This window comes from Streptomyces sp. LUP30, assembly GCF_001746365.1.
In the GTDB taxonomy this organism is placed as follows: domain Bacteria; phylum Actinomycetota; class Actinomycetes; order Streptomycetales; family Streptomycetaceae; genus Streptomyces.
On the sequence record NZ_MJAJ01000018.1, the window covers coordinates 37,715 to 53,126 of the forward strand.

At 73.2% G+C, this 15,412-nt stretch carries 11 protein-coding genes and 1 pseudogene; 4 read left to right on the forward strand and 8 right to left on the reverse strand.

Annotated elements, in window-relative coordinates:
* Positions 1–50: 50 nt before the first annotated feature.
* From BG482_RS17025 to BG482_RS17050, 6 genes and pseudogenes are all read right to left on the reverse strand, one after another.
* Positions 51–1,508, reverse strand: coding sequence for a penicillin-binding protein 2 (locus BG482_RS17025; RefSeq protein ID WP_069769893.1), 1,458 nt, complete (start codon positions 1,506–1,508; stop codon positions 51–53).
* Between the two features lie 260 nt (positions 1,509–1,768).
* A pseudogene (locus tag BG482_RS17030) lies at positions 1,769–3,154 on the reverse strand (FtsW/RodA/SpoVE family cell cycle protein); the annotation flags it as partial.
* A gap of 87 nt (positions 3,155–3,241) precedes the next feature.
* On the reverse strand, positions 3,242–3,868 hold the full coding sequence (locus tag BG482_RS17035) for an SH3 domain-containing protein (RefSeq protein ID WP_069769894.1): 627 nt from the start codon (positions 3,866–3,868) through the stop codon (positions 3,242–3,244).
* A 70-nt stretch (positions 3,869–3,938) separates the two neighbouring features.
* Entirely contained in the window at positions 3,939–5,357 is a 1,419-nt protein-coding gene (locus BG482_RS17040; RefSeq protein WP_069769895.1) for an ATP-binding protein, read from the reverse strand.
* On the reverse strand, positions 5,354–6,148 hold the full coding sequence (locus BG482_RS17045) for a hypothetical protein (protein WP_069770003.1): 795 nt from the start codon (positions 6,146–6,148) through the stop codon (positions 5,354–5,356). Before BG482_RS17045 ends, BG482_RS17040 begins: the two co-directional genes overlap by 4 nt.
* A gap of 255 nt (positions 6,149–6,403) precedes the next feature.
* Complete coding sequence (locus BG482_RS17050) at positions 6,404–6,913, reverse strand: dual specificity protein phosphatase family protein (protein ID WP_069769896.1); 510 nt, start codon at positions 6,911–6,913, stop codon at positions 6,404–6,406.
* Positions 6,914–7,025: 112 nt separating this feature from the next.
* Between BG482_RS17050 and BG482_RS17055 the strand changes: the two genes are divergently transcribed.
* Positions 7,026–7,829, forward strand: a complete 804-nt coding sequence (locus BG482_RS17055) for a nuclease-related domain-containing protein (RefSeq protein ID WP_069769897.1) — start codon at positions 7,026–7,028, stop codon at positions 7,827–7,829.
* 182 nt (positions 7,830–8,011) lie between these two features.
* Here BG482_RS17055 and ligD read toward each other — a convergent pair whose 3' ends face one another.
* Positions 8,012–8,911: a non-homologous end-joining DNA ligase gene (ligD, locus tag BG482_RS17060; RefSeq protein WP_069769898.1), complete on the reverse strand. Its 900-nt coding sequence runs from the start codon at positions 8,909–8,911 to the stop codon at positions 8,012–8,014.
* Between the two features lie 46 nt (positions 8,912–8,957).
* On the opposite strand from ligD, the gene BG482_RS17065 reads away from it, so the two are divergent.
* Positions 8,958–10,082, forward strand: coding sequence for a Ku protein (locus tag BG482_RS17065; protein ID WP_069769899.1), 1,125 nt, complete (start codon positions 8,958–8,960; stop codon positions 10,080–10,082).
* A gap of 305 nt (positions 10,083–10,387) precedes the next feature.
* Here the strand turns inward: BG482_RS17065 and BG482_RS17070 are convergent, their stop codons facing one another.
* The gene (locus BG482_RS17070; RefSeq protein WP_370745806.1) at positions 10,388–11,866 is read right to left on the reverse strand and encodes an acyltransferase; all 1,479 of its coding nucleotides are present in this window, start codon (positions 11,864–11,866) and stop codon (positions 10,388–10,390) included.
* A 320-nt stretch (positions 11,867–12,186) separates the two neighbouring features.
* Here BG482_RS17070 and BG482_RS17075 point away from each other — a divergent pair, with 320 nt between their 5' ends.
* Positions 12,187–13,500 (forward strand): sugar MFS transporter, encoded by a 1,314-nt coding sequence (locus BG482_RS17075; protein ID WP_079141859.1) that lies wholly within the window; start codon positions 12,187–12,189, stop codon positions 13,498–13,500.
* 146 nt (positions 13,501–13,646) lie between these two features.
* Positions 13,647–15,410: a beta-galactosidase gene (locus BG482_RS17080; RefSeq protein ID WP_069769900.1), complete on the forward strand. Its 1,764-nt coding sequence runs from the start codon at positions 13,647–13,649 to the stop codon at positions 15,408–15,410.
* Positions 15,411–15,412: the final 2 nt, after the last annotated feature.

Below are 15,412 nucleotides of genomic sequence, written 5' to 3' on the forward strand. Positions count from 1 at the left end.
CCCCTGTCTCAGGAACCGGGGTCCCTGTCTCACGAACCGGGGTCCCCGCCTCACGAGTTGAGCACCGCCTCCATCACCGCCCGGGCGATCGGCGCGGCCATCCCGCCGCCGGTGATGTCCCCGCGGCGCGCCGACCCGTCCTCCACCACCACCGCGACCGCGACCCGCGGTTCCAGGTCCCGCTCGCCCTGCGCCCACGAGACGAACCAGGCGTAGGGAATTCCGGCGTTGCCCAGCCCGTGCTGCGCGGTGCCCGTCTTGCCGCCGACGATCGCGCCGGGGATGGCGGCGTTGGTCCCGGTGCCGTCCCGCACCACGTCCGCCATCAGCTCCCGCAGCCGCCGCGCCGTCGAGGGGAGCATCGCCTGGCGGGACGGCCGGGGGCCGGCCGTGGCCACCGTCGCCCCGCCCTTGCGCGTGGTCCGCTCCACCAGGTAAGGCGTGCGCACCTGGCCCCCGTCGGCCACGGCCGCCGACACCATCGCCATCTGGAGCGGGGTGGCCCGCGTGTTGTACTGGCCGATCGAGGACAACGCCAACTGCGCCCTGTCGAGCGAGGTGTCGAAGGTGCTCGGCGCGACGCTGAACGGGATCCGCACCTTGTCGTCGTTGAAGCCGAACGCCTCGGCCGTCCGGGTCATCCCGGGCAGCCCCGTGTCCACGCCGAGCTTGGCGAACACGGTGTTGCACGACCACTCGAAGGCCTCCCGCAGGGGCGCGTCCTCGCAGCCCTCGCCCTCGTTCGTCAGGCTCGTCGTCGTCCCCGGCAGCCGGTAGGGGGCGGGGGAGTCGGTCGGCGCGTCCAGGTCCGTCACCACGCCCGCGTCCAGCGCCGCCGCCGCGGTGACCACCTTGAAGGTCGACCCCGGCGGATACGTCTGCCGCACCGCCCGGTTCAGCATCGGCTTGTCCGGGTCGCGGTTGAGCCGGGCCCAGGCCCGCTCGGCGCGGGCGCCGTTGCCGGACAGCACCCCGGGGTCGTACGACGGACTGGACACCAGCGCCAGCACCCGCCCCGTCGACGGTTCCACCGCCGCCACCGCGCCCTTGCGCCCGTCCAGCCCCTCGTAGGCGGCCCACTGGGCGTGGCGGTTCAGCGTCGTCACCACGTCGCCGCCGGCCGGCCGGCCGTGCGTGACGTCGTTCCACAGCGGGAACGGCGCGAGCAGCGGATCCGCCCCGGAGAGGATGCCGTCACCCGCGTGCTCCAGGAACGTCGTCCCGTACACCTGTGAGGCGAACCCGGTCACCGGCGCGTACAACGGGCCGTCCTGGTACGTGCGCTCGTAGCGCAGCTGCTCCCCGGTGTCCCGGGAGCCGGTGACCGGGGTGCCGCCGACGAGGATGTCACCGCGGGGCTGTGCGTAACGGGCGATGGAGCCGCGCCGGTTGGCGGGGTTGTCGTCATAGGACCCGGACTGGACGAGCTGGACGCGCGCGGCGTTGACCAGGAGCGCTGTCAGCAGCAGGGCGCAGAAGACGGCGGCATGCCGGATGTGCCGGGTCACCGGGTTCTCCCTGGGCTCTTGTCGACCAGCGCGTCGACGGGTTCGAGGGGTTCGACAGGTTCGGCGGGTCCGGCGGGCGGTCCGTCGACCGGTTCGGCCACCGGCCCGCCGGGCGTGACGACGGGCGTTCCGACGGGCGTGACGCCGGGCGTTCCGAGGGGTGTTCCGTCCGACGGTTCGGCGACCCGAAGGGCGGGTCGGCCGGTCGGCGGCCGGCCCGGGGTGCGCGTCGGTCCTGCCGCGGCCGGGGCGGCGGTCGGGGCGGCGGACCGGGCGTCGTACGGTCTGCGGGCCGAGTCGCTCACCCGGATCAGCAGCGCCACGATCGCCCAGTTGGTGACCACCGAGGAACCGCCCTGCGCCAGGAACGGCATCGCCATCCCGGTCAGCGGGATCAGGCCGGTCACCCCGCCCGCGATCACGAACACCTGGAGCGCCACGATCGAGGCGAGGCCGGCGGCCAGCAGCCGCCCGAAGGGGTCCCGCAGCGACAGGCCCGCCCGGTAGCCGCGCTCGACGAGCAGGCCGTAGAGCAGGAAAAGCGCCGACAGGCCCGCCAGGCCCAGCTCCTCGCCCGCCGTCGCCAGGATGAAGTCCGACTTCGCGGCGAAGCCGATGAGGACCGAGTGGCCGACGCCAAGCCCGGTGCCGAACACCCCGCCGGCCGCGAAGGAGAACAGCGACTGCGCGAGCTGGTTGGCTCCCTGACCGGCCTCGATCGAGGCGAATGGATGCAGCCAGTCCTCGACCCTGCTGTGCACATGCGGTTCCAGGCGGCCGACGGCGACAGCGCCGAGCGAGGCGAGCAGCAGCCCCACGGCGATCCAGCCGGTGCGGCCGGTGGCGACGTAGAGCATCACCACGAACAGGCCGAAGAAGAGCAGGGACGTGCCGAGATCCCGTTCCAGGACCAGCACGCCGACGCTCAGCAGCCAGATCGTGACGATCGGGCCCAGCACGCGCCCGGTGGGCAGCTGCATCCGGCTGAAGCGCCAGATCCTTCGGCCCGCGTACGCCAGCGCCGTGCGGTTGGCCGCCAGGTAGGCGGCGAAGAACACCGCCAGCAGCACCTTCGCGAACTCCCCAGGCTGGATGGAGAAGCCGGCGATCCGGATCCAGATGCGGGCCCCGTTCACGGCCGGGAACAGGATGGGAAGGGTCAGGAGGGCGAGCGCGGCCACGACGCACACGTACGAGTACCGCTGGAGCACGCGATGGTCGCGCAGCGCCGTCACGACCACGATGAACAGAGCCACCCCGACCGTGGACCACACCAGTTGCGTGGGCGCCGCCCGGTCGCCCGGCGTCTCCAGGTCGAGCCGGTAGATCAGTACCAGACCCATCCCGTTGAGCAGCACGGCGATGGGCAGCAGCAGCGGGTCGGCGCAGGGGGCGCGCCATCGCACCGCGAGATGTGCCAGCAGCGCGAGCACGCCGAGCCCCGCGCCGTAACCCGCCGCGCCGGGCGGGAGTGCGCCGCTCCGGGCCAGGCCGACGGCGCAGTACCCGTACACGGAGAGCAGAACGGCCAGGACGATGAGGGACAGTTCGACGCCACGGCGCCGGGGGAGGCCCACCATGGCGGCGGGCGCGTCGGCCGCCGCCACGGTGGTACCGGTTCCTGCTCCGACTCCGGCTTTCGTCATGTCCGGAACCTACCCAAATGGGGCTCCCTGCGAGCCTTGGATGATCTTTCGTGTCGACACCGGCGCGGCGTCAGCACGAGCGCGGCGTCAGCACCAGCGCGGTGTCGTGCCGATGACGTCGATGTACCGCGCCGCGCCCCAGGCCCAGGTGCCGTCCGTGAGGAGGTACCAGACGGAGTTGCCCTGGACGTTCTGGCCGGGGGTCCGGCAGAAGATGGAGACGATCTCGCCGCGACGGGCGACCCGGATCACCTGGCTGGCGCGGGTGGGCGCGCTGCGCAGCAGCAGTTCGCTCGCGGTGACGCGCCCGCGGTACCGGCGGGAGTCGTTCTGGTTCCCGGACTGCCAGTTGCCGCCGCCGCCGGACTGCGAGTTGCCGCCGTCGCCGCCGCCGGACTGCCAGTTGCCGCCGTCGTCGCCGCCCGACTGCCAGTTGCCGTTCTGTCCGTTCTGGCTGTTCTGGCCGTCCTGATTGCCCTGGCTGTTCTGATTGCCCTGGCCGTCCTGATTGCCGGGCTGGTCGCTCTGGCCGCCTCCGCCGCCCTGGTCGAGCCAGTCGTGCGACGCGTCGCTCTGGGTGTTGTTGCCGCTGTTGTTGCCGCCCCCGTCGCCGTCCAGGTCGTCGGCGAGGGCCGGGGTGACGGCCGCGGTGGCGGCGAGTGCGCCGGCTGCGGTGACTATGGCCAGACGGGTGAGCGCCGAGCGCAAAGACATGGCGATACCTCCACGAAGAGGGTGAAACTGACTAATCGCCACATTAGGAGCGGTTTGCGCGTGCCGCCCGTCACGCTGCGCCATCGGGGAGGCGCGCCGGGGTGGGAGGCGTCTGAGGCAGCGTCAGCGTCGCCACCGCGCCGCCGTCCGGCGCGTTCGTGAACACCAGCCGCGCGCCCAGCACCTCGGCCTGCCCGACCGCGATGGTCAGCCCGAGCCCGTGCCCCTTGGCCCCGCCCTCGGTGCGGAACCGCTGCGGCCCGTGCGTGACGAGGTAGTCCGGATACCCGTCGCCGTGATCCCGCACGGTGACGACGGGCCCGTCCACCGTCAGCCTCACCGGGGCGCGCCCGTGCCGGTGCGCGTTGGCCAGCAGATTGCCGAGCACCCGCTCCAGCCGCCGCCGGTCGGTCTCCACGTGCGCGTTCCGGACGATGACGACCAGGACCTGATCGCCGGTCGCCGAAGCTCCGTCGGCGGCCGATGCGCCGCCGGTAGTCGAAGCGCCGCCGGTAGTCGAAGCGCCGGCGGTCGTCGAAGCGGAGGAGGCCGCCGTGGTCCCGGAGGCCGCCGGAGTCTCGAAGAAGTCCGAGGCCTCCGCCGCCCGGACCACCCGCACCGCCAGCGCGCCCAGGTCCTCGGCGTCCAGTTCCAGCCGCTCGCGCCCGGTGTCCAGCCGGGAGATCTCGAGCAGATCCTCGGTGAGCGTGCGCAGCGCCGTCACCCGGTCGCGCACCAGTTCCGTCGGCCGACCGGGCGGCAGCAACTCGGCCGCCGCGTGCAGCCCGGTCAGGGGAGTGCGCAGCTCGTGCGCCACGTCGGCGGTGAAGCGCTGCTCGCTGAGCAGCTTGCCCTGCAGCGAGGAGGCCATCGAGTCCAGCGCGACGGCGACCGCGCCGACCTCGTCCTGCGGCCGGCCCGGATCCTTAGCGCGCCGGTCGTCCACCCGCGCGTCCAGGTCGCCGGCGGTGATCCGGCGGGCCACCTGCGCGGTGGTGTGCAGTCGCCGGGTCACCCGGGTCACGGCGACGGCGCCGACGAGCAGCGTCGCGCCGATCGCGAGCGCCGACGACCACAGGATCGCGGTGTCGAGCGCCTCGATGGTGTGGGCGCTCTGGGAGTAGTCGATCGCGACCGCGAGGGCCCGCCCGCCGGCGGCGGGGCCCGCCGCCCACATCGTGGGGCGGCCCCGGCGGTCGGCGACCATCGTGCCGCGCTTCCCCGCCACCGCCAGCGCCCGCAGCGACGCGGGCAGGTCGGGCGGATCGAGGGCCGCTCCCCGGCCGAGCGAGTCACCGGCCTCGAACGCCGTGGTCGCGTCCTTGAGCCGGGCCAGCGCGAGGTTGCGGGCCTGGCCGACGGTCTGGTTCGTCACCGAGACGTGCACCAGGATGCCGAGCAGGGCGGCCAGCGCACAGCACATCACCGTGATGAAGGCGGCGGCCTTCACGGCGAGCGTGCCGGCCCAGGAGGGCAGCGCCGGCCTCATCGGCCGCTCGCGGACGAGGACACCCGCGACGACGCAGACGTAGACGCAGGCGCGGAAGCAGACGCGGAGGCCGATGACGCGGCCTGCGGGCGGGACGGGGACGCCGAGGAGGCGCCGGAGGCGGAGGGACGGGGGGAGTGCTTGCGGCCGCCGATGCGGAGCATCTCGTCATGGGTGAGCAGCATCGCCTGCTGCTGCGGGTCCCAGGTCCACTGCAGCCGGTACTCGTAGCCGGCGACCTCCGAGGGGGCGCGGATGATCACGGACCGTCCGGCCAGCTCGACCCCGCTCACGGCGTCCTCGTAGGCCATGACCTGCACGAGCCTGTTCTTGCGCACGGTGTAGACGCGGACGGCCGTCAGGTTGCCCGGCAGCTGCCGGAAGCCGAGCGTCAGGTCGGCGCGGCCGTCGCCGGTGAGGTCGCGGTAGTACGCCCTGAGCACGGGGCATCTGCTGCCCTGGGCGCCGCTCTTGCCGCAGTCGGCCATGCGCCGGGCCGTCTCGCCGTAGGACCCCTGGCCGTAGTCGCCCGGGTGCTCGGCGATCTCCCTGCGCACCACCGCGACGGGGTCGACCTTGCGGATGTCGCCGCCGGGCACCGTGATGCCCTTGACCACCTCGGTGTCCACCTCGCCGATGTCGAACGCGGGGCTGGAGGCCGGGCTCAGATCCGGCCAGAGCTTGTCCGGGCTGACCGCCGTCGGCGTCGAGCCCGCCCCCTGCAGTTCACCCGCGTCACCGCAGCCCACGGCGGCCGAGGCCAGCAGGACCGCGACGGCGGCGGCGAGCACCGGGCGGCTGAAGAGACCGGGACGGCCGGGAGAACCGGGACGGCCGAAGCGACCGGGACGGCCCGGGAGACCGGGACGGGTGCGGAACACGGGACTCCTGTGGCTCCTCTCGGGTGACGACGATGCCAGGCCCCGTACACCTTATTCATAGGGAAGTCCGTTTTGCGTACCGGTGGGCCGGCGGCGCTGAGGCAGCGTACTGCCGCGCCGAGGCGCAGTGCTGTGGCGCTGACCACGGGCGAAACGATTACTCGGCTATTCGGCCAGCTCCTCCAGAAGCCTGGCCGTGGACAACCCGGCCCGCAGATACTCCACGAACAGCTCGTTGTGCAGGGCCCAGGGTGAGCGCCGTGACCGTATCTGCCGGATGGCCCCGTCGGCCGAATGCCCCCGGCCCATCAATGTGTGGGCGACGACCAGGCCGGAGCGGTTGTAGCCGCTGTAGCAGCGGACGAGCACCGTGAGACCCTGGTCCAGCGCTTCTTCCGCGGCCTGCGCCAGCCGGATCACCCCGGCGAGCTGGGTCCCGTCCAGCGGCCCGTCCGGGATCGGCCACACCTGGTGGCGCACACCGGGATCGGGTCCGTGCCCCTGCCGGGCCCGGGTCAGCGTCTGGACGAGATCGAACTCGCCGCGCGCCACGGCGAGCCGCCGCTCTCCGCCGGGCCCCCGGAACTCGTGGCCGCCCATCCACAGACCGGGCACGATCTCGTTCCACGGAAGATCCGGAACAGGTACGTCGGGTTGCTTTCTGCGGGTCCGCAACGGCGCCTCCCCAAACGCGCTGCCCAGTGCCTGCCCAACTCGCGCCGGGGGTAACCGCCTTCTTGCCCTCGGAGCGCCCCTCCTGTTCCCATGGTCGAAGGGGTGATGGTGCATGAACGGACTGCGCGTCATACCGACCCGGCGACATGGCCAGGAGCGGCTCTACGTCTGCATCGAGGACGGCAGCAACATCGCCTGGTACGACCGTGAGGCGGCCAGGATCAACCTCATCGGGGACGACCGCAGAGAGGACGTCCTGGAAGCCCTCGGCCCCTTCGTCACGGGCCCCGTCACCGTGGGCCCGCCCCCGGTGCCCACCCCGGCGGAGCTGGCCCGTCTCTCCCTCCACCCGGACGACGACCTGGCCCCCAACCGCCCCGGCGAGGCCCTGGTGATCGACCTGGACCGCGACCCGCCCCCCGCGCACCGGCTCCGGACCGACCCGCGCCGCCACGCCCTGGCGGCCGAGCAGACGGTCGGCGAGGCCCTGGACCGCCTCGACGGCGCCGGCTGGCACACGCTGCACTCCGTCGGGCTGCCCGGCGGCGACCGCGTCCACCATCTGGCCATCGGCCCGGCCGGCCTGTTCGCGATCCACGCCGTCTACGCCCGCAGGCACCGGGTCCGGATAGCCGACCCGCTCGTCGCCCTGGGCCGCCGCACCCCCGAGCCCCTGCTGCGCCGGGTACGCGCCGACGCCGACCGCGCCTCCTACGCCCTGACGGCCGAGGTCCACCCCGTGCTGGCCCTCGTCGGCCCCACGGACGTCGCCGTCACGACGCCCCCGCGAGCGACCCGCATCCTCACCGACGCCGACCTCCCCGACCTGGCCCGTCTGGGCGGCGTGCTGAAACCGGCGGACGTGGAGGCCCTGCACGCGATGGCGAGAGACCGGGGGACCTGGGCCAGGGTGTGAGCAGGGTCCGCCCGCGCAACGGCGCCCCCCGCATGCCATCAGACAGCGCCGGGGCGTCGTGAGACGGGGCTGCTGTGTCATGAGGCGGCGCCCTGGTGTCATGAGGCGGAGCCCGGGTGCCATCAGGCCGCCCCGGGGTGTCATGAGGCGGCGCCCGGGTGCCATCAGGCGGGGCCCGGGTTTCATGCGGTCGCCCCGGCCTCCGGGACCGTCCCAGCCCGCCCCGCGTCGGTCAGCGGCGCCATCAGGTCGCCGAAGTCCTGCAACCGCGGTGCGACGTCGGACGCCATGAAGGCGAGCGTCCCGGCCGACCGGCACTCCTCGATCTCCTCCCAGGTCACCGGCGCCGACACGGTCGGCTCGGCCCGGGCCCGCAACGTGTACGGCGCGGCCGTCGTCTTGCGCGCCGCGTTCTGACTCCAGTCGACGAACACCTTCCCCGGCCGCAGGCTCCGCGTCATCCGGTGCAGCACCAGCCGCGGAGCGGCCCGTTCCGCCTCCACGGCCAGCTGTTTGGCGTACTGCGTGACCCGTTCGGACGACGCCCCCCGCACCGCCGCCAGCAGATGCAGCCCCTTCGACCCTGACGTCTTCGGGTACGCCTCGATGCCGTCCGCCGCCAGCCGCTCCCGCAGCCACAGCGCGACCTCGCAGCACTCGACGACGGTCGCGGGCGCGCCGGGGTCGAGGTCGAAGACGAGCCGGTCGGCGAGCTCCGGCCGCTGGATCACCCACTGGGGCGTATGGAACTCGGTGACGAGGTTCGCCGCCCAGACCAGGCTCGCCAGGTCCTGCACGACGACCATCCGCGCCGGCCCCTCCGAGCGCGGCACCTCGGCGGTGGTGACCCACTCGGGCGTCCCGGGCGGCACGTTCTTGGCGAAGAAGACCTGCCCGTCGGGGCCGTCCGGATAGCGCAGGAAGGACAGCGGCCGGTCGCGCAGATGGGGCAGCAGGGCATCGGCGACGGTCGCGTAGTAGTGCAGCACCTCGCCCTTGGTGAACCCGGTCGCCGGATACAGCACCTTCTCCAGATTGCTGAGCGCGAGCCGCCGCCCCTCCACCTCGGTGATCGGCGTCATACGATGAGAATCACACGAAACCGGTGCATAACGCTCACTCGGGAGGGTGCTGCACGTGCGATCCATCTGGAACGGCGCCATCTCGTTCGGCCTCGTCAGCATCCCGATCAAGCTGGTGAACGCCACCGAGAGCCACTCGATCTCGTTCCGCCAGATCCACACCGAGGACGGCGGCCGCATCCGCTACCGCAAGGTCTGCGAGCTGGAGGAGCGCGAGGTGAGCTCGGCCGAGATCGGGAAGGGGTACGAGGACGCCGACGGCACGATCATCCCGATCACCGACGAGGACCTGTCCCATCTGCCGCTCCCGACCGCGAAGACGATCGAGATCGTGGCCTTCGTCCCGGCCGACCGGATCGACCCGCTCCAGATGGACGCCGCCTACTACCTCCAGGCGGGCGGCGCCCCGGCGGCGAAGCCGTACACCCTGCTCAGGGAGGCCCTGAAGCGCAGCAACAAGGTGGCCATCGCCAAGTACGCCCTTCGCGGCCGTGAACGCCTCGGCATGCTCCGCGTCGTCGGCGACGCGATCGCCATGCACGGCCTGCTCTGGCCCGACGAGGTCCGCGCGCCGGAGGGCGTCGCCCCGGACACCTCCGTCACCGTCCGCGACAAGGAGCTCGACCTCGCGGACGCCCTGATGGACACCCTCGGCGAGGTCGACCTGGACGACCTGCACGACGAGTACCGCGAGGCCGTCGAGGAGGTCGTGGCGGCGAAGGCGGCCGGTGAGACGCCTCGGGAGGCCCCGAGCGCGCCGTCCAGCGGCAAGGTGCTGGACCTGATGGCCGCCCTGGAGAAGAGCGTGCGGGCGGCGAAGGAATCCAGGGGTGAACAACCCGAGCCCGCGGCGGACTCGGACTCGGACGCGGACGCGGAGCCTGCGTCGGGGGAGGCGAAGGTGAGCCGCCTGCACCAGCGCAGGTCCGCCCGCAGCGCACCCAAGCAGACCGGCGGCAAGAAATCGACTTCGACGGCGAAGAAGGCGACGCCGGCCCCGCGGAAGTCGACCCAGGCGGCCAAGAAGTCGACGGCCTCGAAGAACACGGCCGCGGCGAAGAGCGCGTCGAGCGCCAAGAGCACGACGAAGAAGACCGCCGCGAAGAAGACGACGGCGACGGCGAAGAAGACCCCGGCAAAGAAGACCGCAGCCCGCAAACGAACAGCCTGACCGCCCTGACCGCCGGGTCGCCGTCCCCGGGCCGCCGAGTCCCCGAGTCCCCGGGTCCCTGGCCCCGGTCGCCCGGTCTCCGGAGCAGGAGGCCATGGCGGGTGGCGGTGCCCGGGGACCGGTGCCCGGTGGCGGGCGTCGGGCGTCGGGTGGCCGGAGACCGGTGCCCGGTGGCGGGCGTCGGGTGGCCGGCCGGAGGTGGGGCGGCACCCGGTGCCGGGCACCGGATGCGGGTCGCCGGTCACGTCACGTCCCCGGACCGACCGCGCCTCCCGGGGCGCCCCCTGCTCCCCGCGCTCCCGCCCTCACGCGCGAACGGCCGGCGGCAACGGACCGTCCTCGGCCGCGCTCCCCGCGTTTCCCGCGCCCGTTGAATCCCCCGCGGTCCCCGGGCTGTCCGCGCTCCCCGGGCTGTCCGGAGTTCCCGGACTCTCCGTGTCGCCCACGCTCGTGGACCCGCCCCCGGCCTGCTTCCCGCCGACCTCACCGGGGCCGACGGCCCCGCCGGCCTCCCGGCGACGGGCGGGGTCGGAGGAGACGTCGGCCCCCCGGGTCAGGCCCACCAGGACCGTGCCCACCCCCAGCCCCACCGCGGGCCACACGGGAAACGTGCCCCCGTGCGCGAACCCGTGTCCCGCGAAGTACGTCAGCGCGCAGACGCTCATCCCGAGCCCGCCCCACATCGGCCAGGACGCCGTTCCCCGAAGCCCCGCGTCGGGCCGCACCCGCACCTCCGCCACGGCCATTCCCCGCTCCAGCGGCCGCAGCGCCCGCACCACGCCCGTCAGGACGCCGCCCAGCACCAGGAGCCACGGCAACCGAAGCGCCCACCAGGCCATGGAGCCATAGCCGGGTTCGGGAGCCAGGCCGGTCAGGTAGAACGCGGCGGCGACGATCAGCACCGGCGCCATGTGCCACAGGTAGAGCGCCATGCTGCCGGCCCCCAGCACTCGCACGGCCCTTTCCACCCGGGCCCGTTCCAGCGCCCGCCGCACGACCGGTGCGACGAGGAGGGCCACCCCGACCTGCGCCACGGCCCAGGCCAGCATGGCGGGCGACGGCGGGTCGGCGTTGCTCAGCTCCTGCCCGGTCACCAGGATCAGACTGACGGGAAACGGGCCGGGCCCGACCAGCGCGACGAACGCGGCCCCGCCGCCCACCGCGAGCGCGATCGGCGCGGCCGGCCGTCCGCCGCCGCCCAGCGACCCGTCGCGCCAGCAGAAGCCGAGCTGGTAGACGACTCCCCACACGAGGAGGTAGTTCAGCGCGCCTACGGCTTCGACGATCCCGGGACGAGGCGAGCCGGCGGCCGCGACCGACGCGCCGATGCCGAGCCCGACGACGCCCATGCCCACGGGAACGCGCACCCCCCACCGTTCATGGAGGGCGTACAGCCCCGGCGTCAGGGCGCTGAGCAGCAGATACACCGGCAGGAACCAGAACTGCATGGCCATCGCCCACCCCACCAGCGCCAGCGTGGCGGGGTCCACCCCGAGCCCGGCGCACACCCCGACGGCGAGCAGCACCAGGCCGCTGTACGCCGCGGCGGGCAGCAGCAGACGCACGGCCCGCTGCCCCACCCACCCGGCGACGGTCCCGCCGGCGGACCGGGCCCGCACCCAGGAGCCGCCGGCGGCATGTCCGCCGGCGAGGAAGAACAACGGCATGATCTGGAAGCCCAGGGTGAGCCACTGTGTCCAGGGCACGGTCGCCAGCAGCTCCGGCGCGTCGATCTCCCCGTCCGGACGCCGGACCAGCCCGGTGATCAGCCAGTGCCCGAGCACCACCAGCAGAATGGCCCAGGCCCGCAGAAAGTCGACGTACCGATCGCGATCGCGACCCCGCTCCCCCTCGCGACCCCGCTTCCGCTCGTGCCCCCGCTCTCGCTCTCGATCTCGCTCTCGGCTCATGCCCCGCATGCTGCCGCGTCCCCCAACCCCCCTACAGCGAAGAGCCCTTGTCGCAACCAAGCCGTGCCCGGTCCGCCACCCCCCGCTGCTTAGGCGACCGTCTTGACGCGTCGAATGTTACCGGTAACATCGATGCTCGCCGGAGCATCAACCGCATCCCACACCGCAGTGGGCCGTCCGCCACTGGAGTCCGCGTGACCGACCACCCCACGGCACAGCGCACCCCGGCCCCCCACGCCCATCCGCTCGCCCCGTCCGCCCCCGTCTTCACCGCGCCCGCGGCGGCCGCCTCCTGTGCGGGCTTCGTCCTCATAGGCGCCCTGCAAGCCCTCTACGGCCCCTCGATCCCGTCCCTCCGCGCCGAGTTCGGTCTCTCGCCCTCCGCGGCGGGACTCGGCCTGAGCGCCCACTTCGTCGGCGGGGTCGCCGGCGTGCTCCTCTTCGACCGCCGCTACGCGCGCACGGGCAACCGCCGGATCCTCGGCGCCTCGTACCTCCTGATGGCGGCCGGAGCGTCAGGCTTCGCACTCGCGTCCAGCTGGCCCGTCGCCCTCGCCGCGGCGTTCGTCGCGGGGCTCGGCTTCGGCGGTATCGACTACGGCCTCAACCAGCTCTTCTCCATCGGATTCGGCCACCGCTCCACGGCGATGCTCAACATCCTCAACGCCCACTTCGGCATCGGCGCGATCCTCGGACCGGCCCTGGTCGGCGTCGTCGGATCCGAGCACTACCCGGCCCTCTTCCTGGCCTTCGCGCTCGCCAACCTTCCGCTGCTGCTCTGCCTGCGGGGCGTGAGAGACCACGCCCCGCACCCCACCGACCGGACCGGCAACGGCAACGGCAACGGCAATGGCAATGGCAATGGCAACGGCAGCGATACCGACACCGGGCTCGTGGCCCGTACCGGTGCCAGTACCGAGGCCGACGCCGGCGGGCGCACGGCCGCCGATGCCGCCCTGCGGTCCGTCCTCGCCGTCTTCGTCACCCTCTACGTCCTGCACGTGGGCATCGAAGCGGGGGTCGGCGGCTGGGAACCCACCCACCTGGAGACCGTCGGCTACGGCGCGGGCGCGGCCGCCACCGCGACCAGCGTCTACTGGCTGATGATGACCGTGGGCCGCTTCCTGGTCGCCCCGATCGCCCTGCGCTTCTCCGCCCAGGCCATCATCACGGTCTCATGCGCCGGCATGACCGCGTGTCTGCTCCTGGCGAGAGTCCCCGACCTCGCCCCCTACGCCTACGCGGGCGTGGGCCTCTTCATCGCCCCGATCTTCCCCACCGGCCTGCCCTGGCTCAACCGGGCCGCCCCGAGAGCCCGCCGCGCCGGAGCGGTCGTCATCGCCGCGTCCATGCTGGGCGGCGTGGCGGCGGGGCCGGCGCTCGGCAGGACGATCGAGTGGTCCGGCGTCCGCGCCGTCCCCCTCATCCTCGCCGCGGTCTCGGCGGCCTGTCTGGCGGCCGCCCTCTGGCTGACCAGGGCGACGCGGACGCGCCGGACGTCCGCCTGAGAGCGAGGACAGGGGGAGGGACACACCCGCACCCCCACCGGCATCCGCCCATCCGTCAATCCACTCATCCCCGCACCCGAAGCGCACCGCACCCGAAGCGCATCGCATCCGAACCGCATCGCCCGCATCCGAACCGAAGGGACCCCATGCCCGCCCTCACCACCACCTCCGACGGCTTCCTCCTCCACGGCGCCCCCTTCCGGATCATCTCCGGCGCTCTGCACTATTTCCGAGTCCACCCCGACCAATGGACCGACCGCCTCCGCAAGGCCCGCCTCATGGGCCTGAACACCGTGGAGACGTACATCCCCTGGAACCTCCACCAGCCCGAACCCGGCACCCTCGTCCTGGACGGGCTCCTCGACCTGCCCCGCTTCCTCCGCCTGGCGGCGGCGGAGGGCCTGCACGTCCTGCTGCGCCCCGGCCCCTTCATCTGCGCCGAGTGGGACGGCGGCGGCCTGCCCCACTGGCTCACCACCGACCCCGACATGCGCCTGCGCAGCAGCGACCCCCGCTTCACGGACGTCATCGACCGCTACCTCGACCTCCTCCTCCCGCCGCTCCTGCCCCACATGGCGCAGGCGGGCGGCCCGGTCATCGCGGTGCAGGTGGAGAACGAGTACGGGGCCTACGGCGACGATGCCGCCTATCTCAAGCATCTGGAGCAGTCCTTCCGTTCACGCGGCGTCGAGGAACTCCTGTTCACCTGCGACCAGACCGACGGCGACCACCTCGAGAACGGCACACTCCCCGGCGTCCTGGCCACCGGCACCTTCGGCAGCCGCGTCGAGGCGTCGCTGCGGCGGCTGCGCGAGGCTCAGCCCGAAGGCCCCCTCATGTGCGCGGAGTTCTGGATCGGCTGGTTCGACCACTGGGGCGGTCCCCACCACGGCAGGGACACCGAGGACGCCGCCGCCGACCTGGACCGGCTCCTGTCGGCGGGCGCCTCCGTCAACATCTACATGTTCCACGGGGGCACCAACTTCGGTCACACCAACGGCGCCAACCACCACCACGCCTACGCACCCACCGTCACGTCCTACGACTACGACGCCCCGCTCACCGAGAGCGGCGACCCGGGCCCGAAGTACCACGCCTTCCGCGAGGTCATAGCCCGCCACGCCCCGGTCCCCGACGAGCCGGCGCCCGCCCCGTCCCCCAAACTCCCGCGGACCACCGTCGAGTTGACCCACCGCACCCCTGTCTTCTCCCTCGCCGGAAGTCCCGTCCGCGCCACGGACCCCCTCACCGCGGACGACCTGGACCAGCGAGCCGGATACACCCTGTACCGAACGACGGTTCCGGCCCAGGGCCCCGGCCTCCTGCACTTCACGGGCGGCGTGGGAGACCGCGCCCAGGTCTTCCTGGACGGCGCCCCCGTGGGCGTTCTGGAACGCGAGCGCTACGACGAGACGCTGCCCGTGCAGGTCCCGCGCCCCGACGCCGTTCTCGAGGTGCTCGTGGAGAACATGGGCCGGGTCAACTACGGCCCCCGCATCGGCGTCCCCAAGGGCCTCCTGGGCCCGGTCGCCTTCAACGACACTCCTCTGCAGGGCTGGGACTGCCATGCCCTGCCGCTGAACGACGCCCCCGCCCCCTCAACACCCGCCACCGTGCCGGTCGCCACCGCGCCGCCCTGCGTCCAACCGGCCTTCCATCACGGCACGTTCGAGGTGGGGAACCCCGCCGACACGTTCCTCTCCCTTCCCGGCTGGACCAAGGGCGAGGCCTGGATCAACGGCTTCCACCTGGGCCGCTACTGGAACCGCGGCCCGCAGCGCACCCTCTACGTCCCGGCTCCGGTCCTGCGCCCCGGCGCCAACGACCTGGTCCTCCTCGAACTGCACGGCACGACCACCCTCCGTGCCCACCTCACGGACACCCCCGACCTGGGCCCGTCCAGCCCCTGACG

Coding starts and splice junctions, on each gene's coding strand:
- BG482_RS17035 (WP_069769894.1), bottom strand. CDS start 3,868: ATGTCTTTGCGCTCGGCGCTCACCCGTCTGGCCATAGTCACCGCAGCC.
- ligD (WP_069769898.1), bottom strand. CDS start 8,911: ATGACGCCGATCACCGAGGTGGAGGGGCGGCGGCTCGCGCTCAGCAAT.
- BG482_RS17040 (WP_069769895.1), bottom strand. CDS start 5,357: ATGAGGCCGGCGCTGCCCTCCTGGGCCGGCACGCTCGCCGTGAAGGCC.
- BG482_RS17055 (WP_069769897.1), top strand. CDS start 7,026: ATGAACGGACTGCGCGTCATACCGACCCGGCGACATGGCCAGGAGCGG.
- BG482_RS17080 (WP_069769900.1), top strand. CDS start 13,647: ATGCCCGCCCTCACCACCACCTCCGACGGCTTCCTCCTCCACGGCGCC.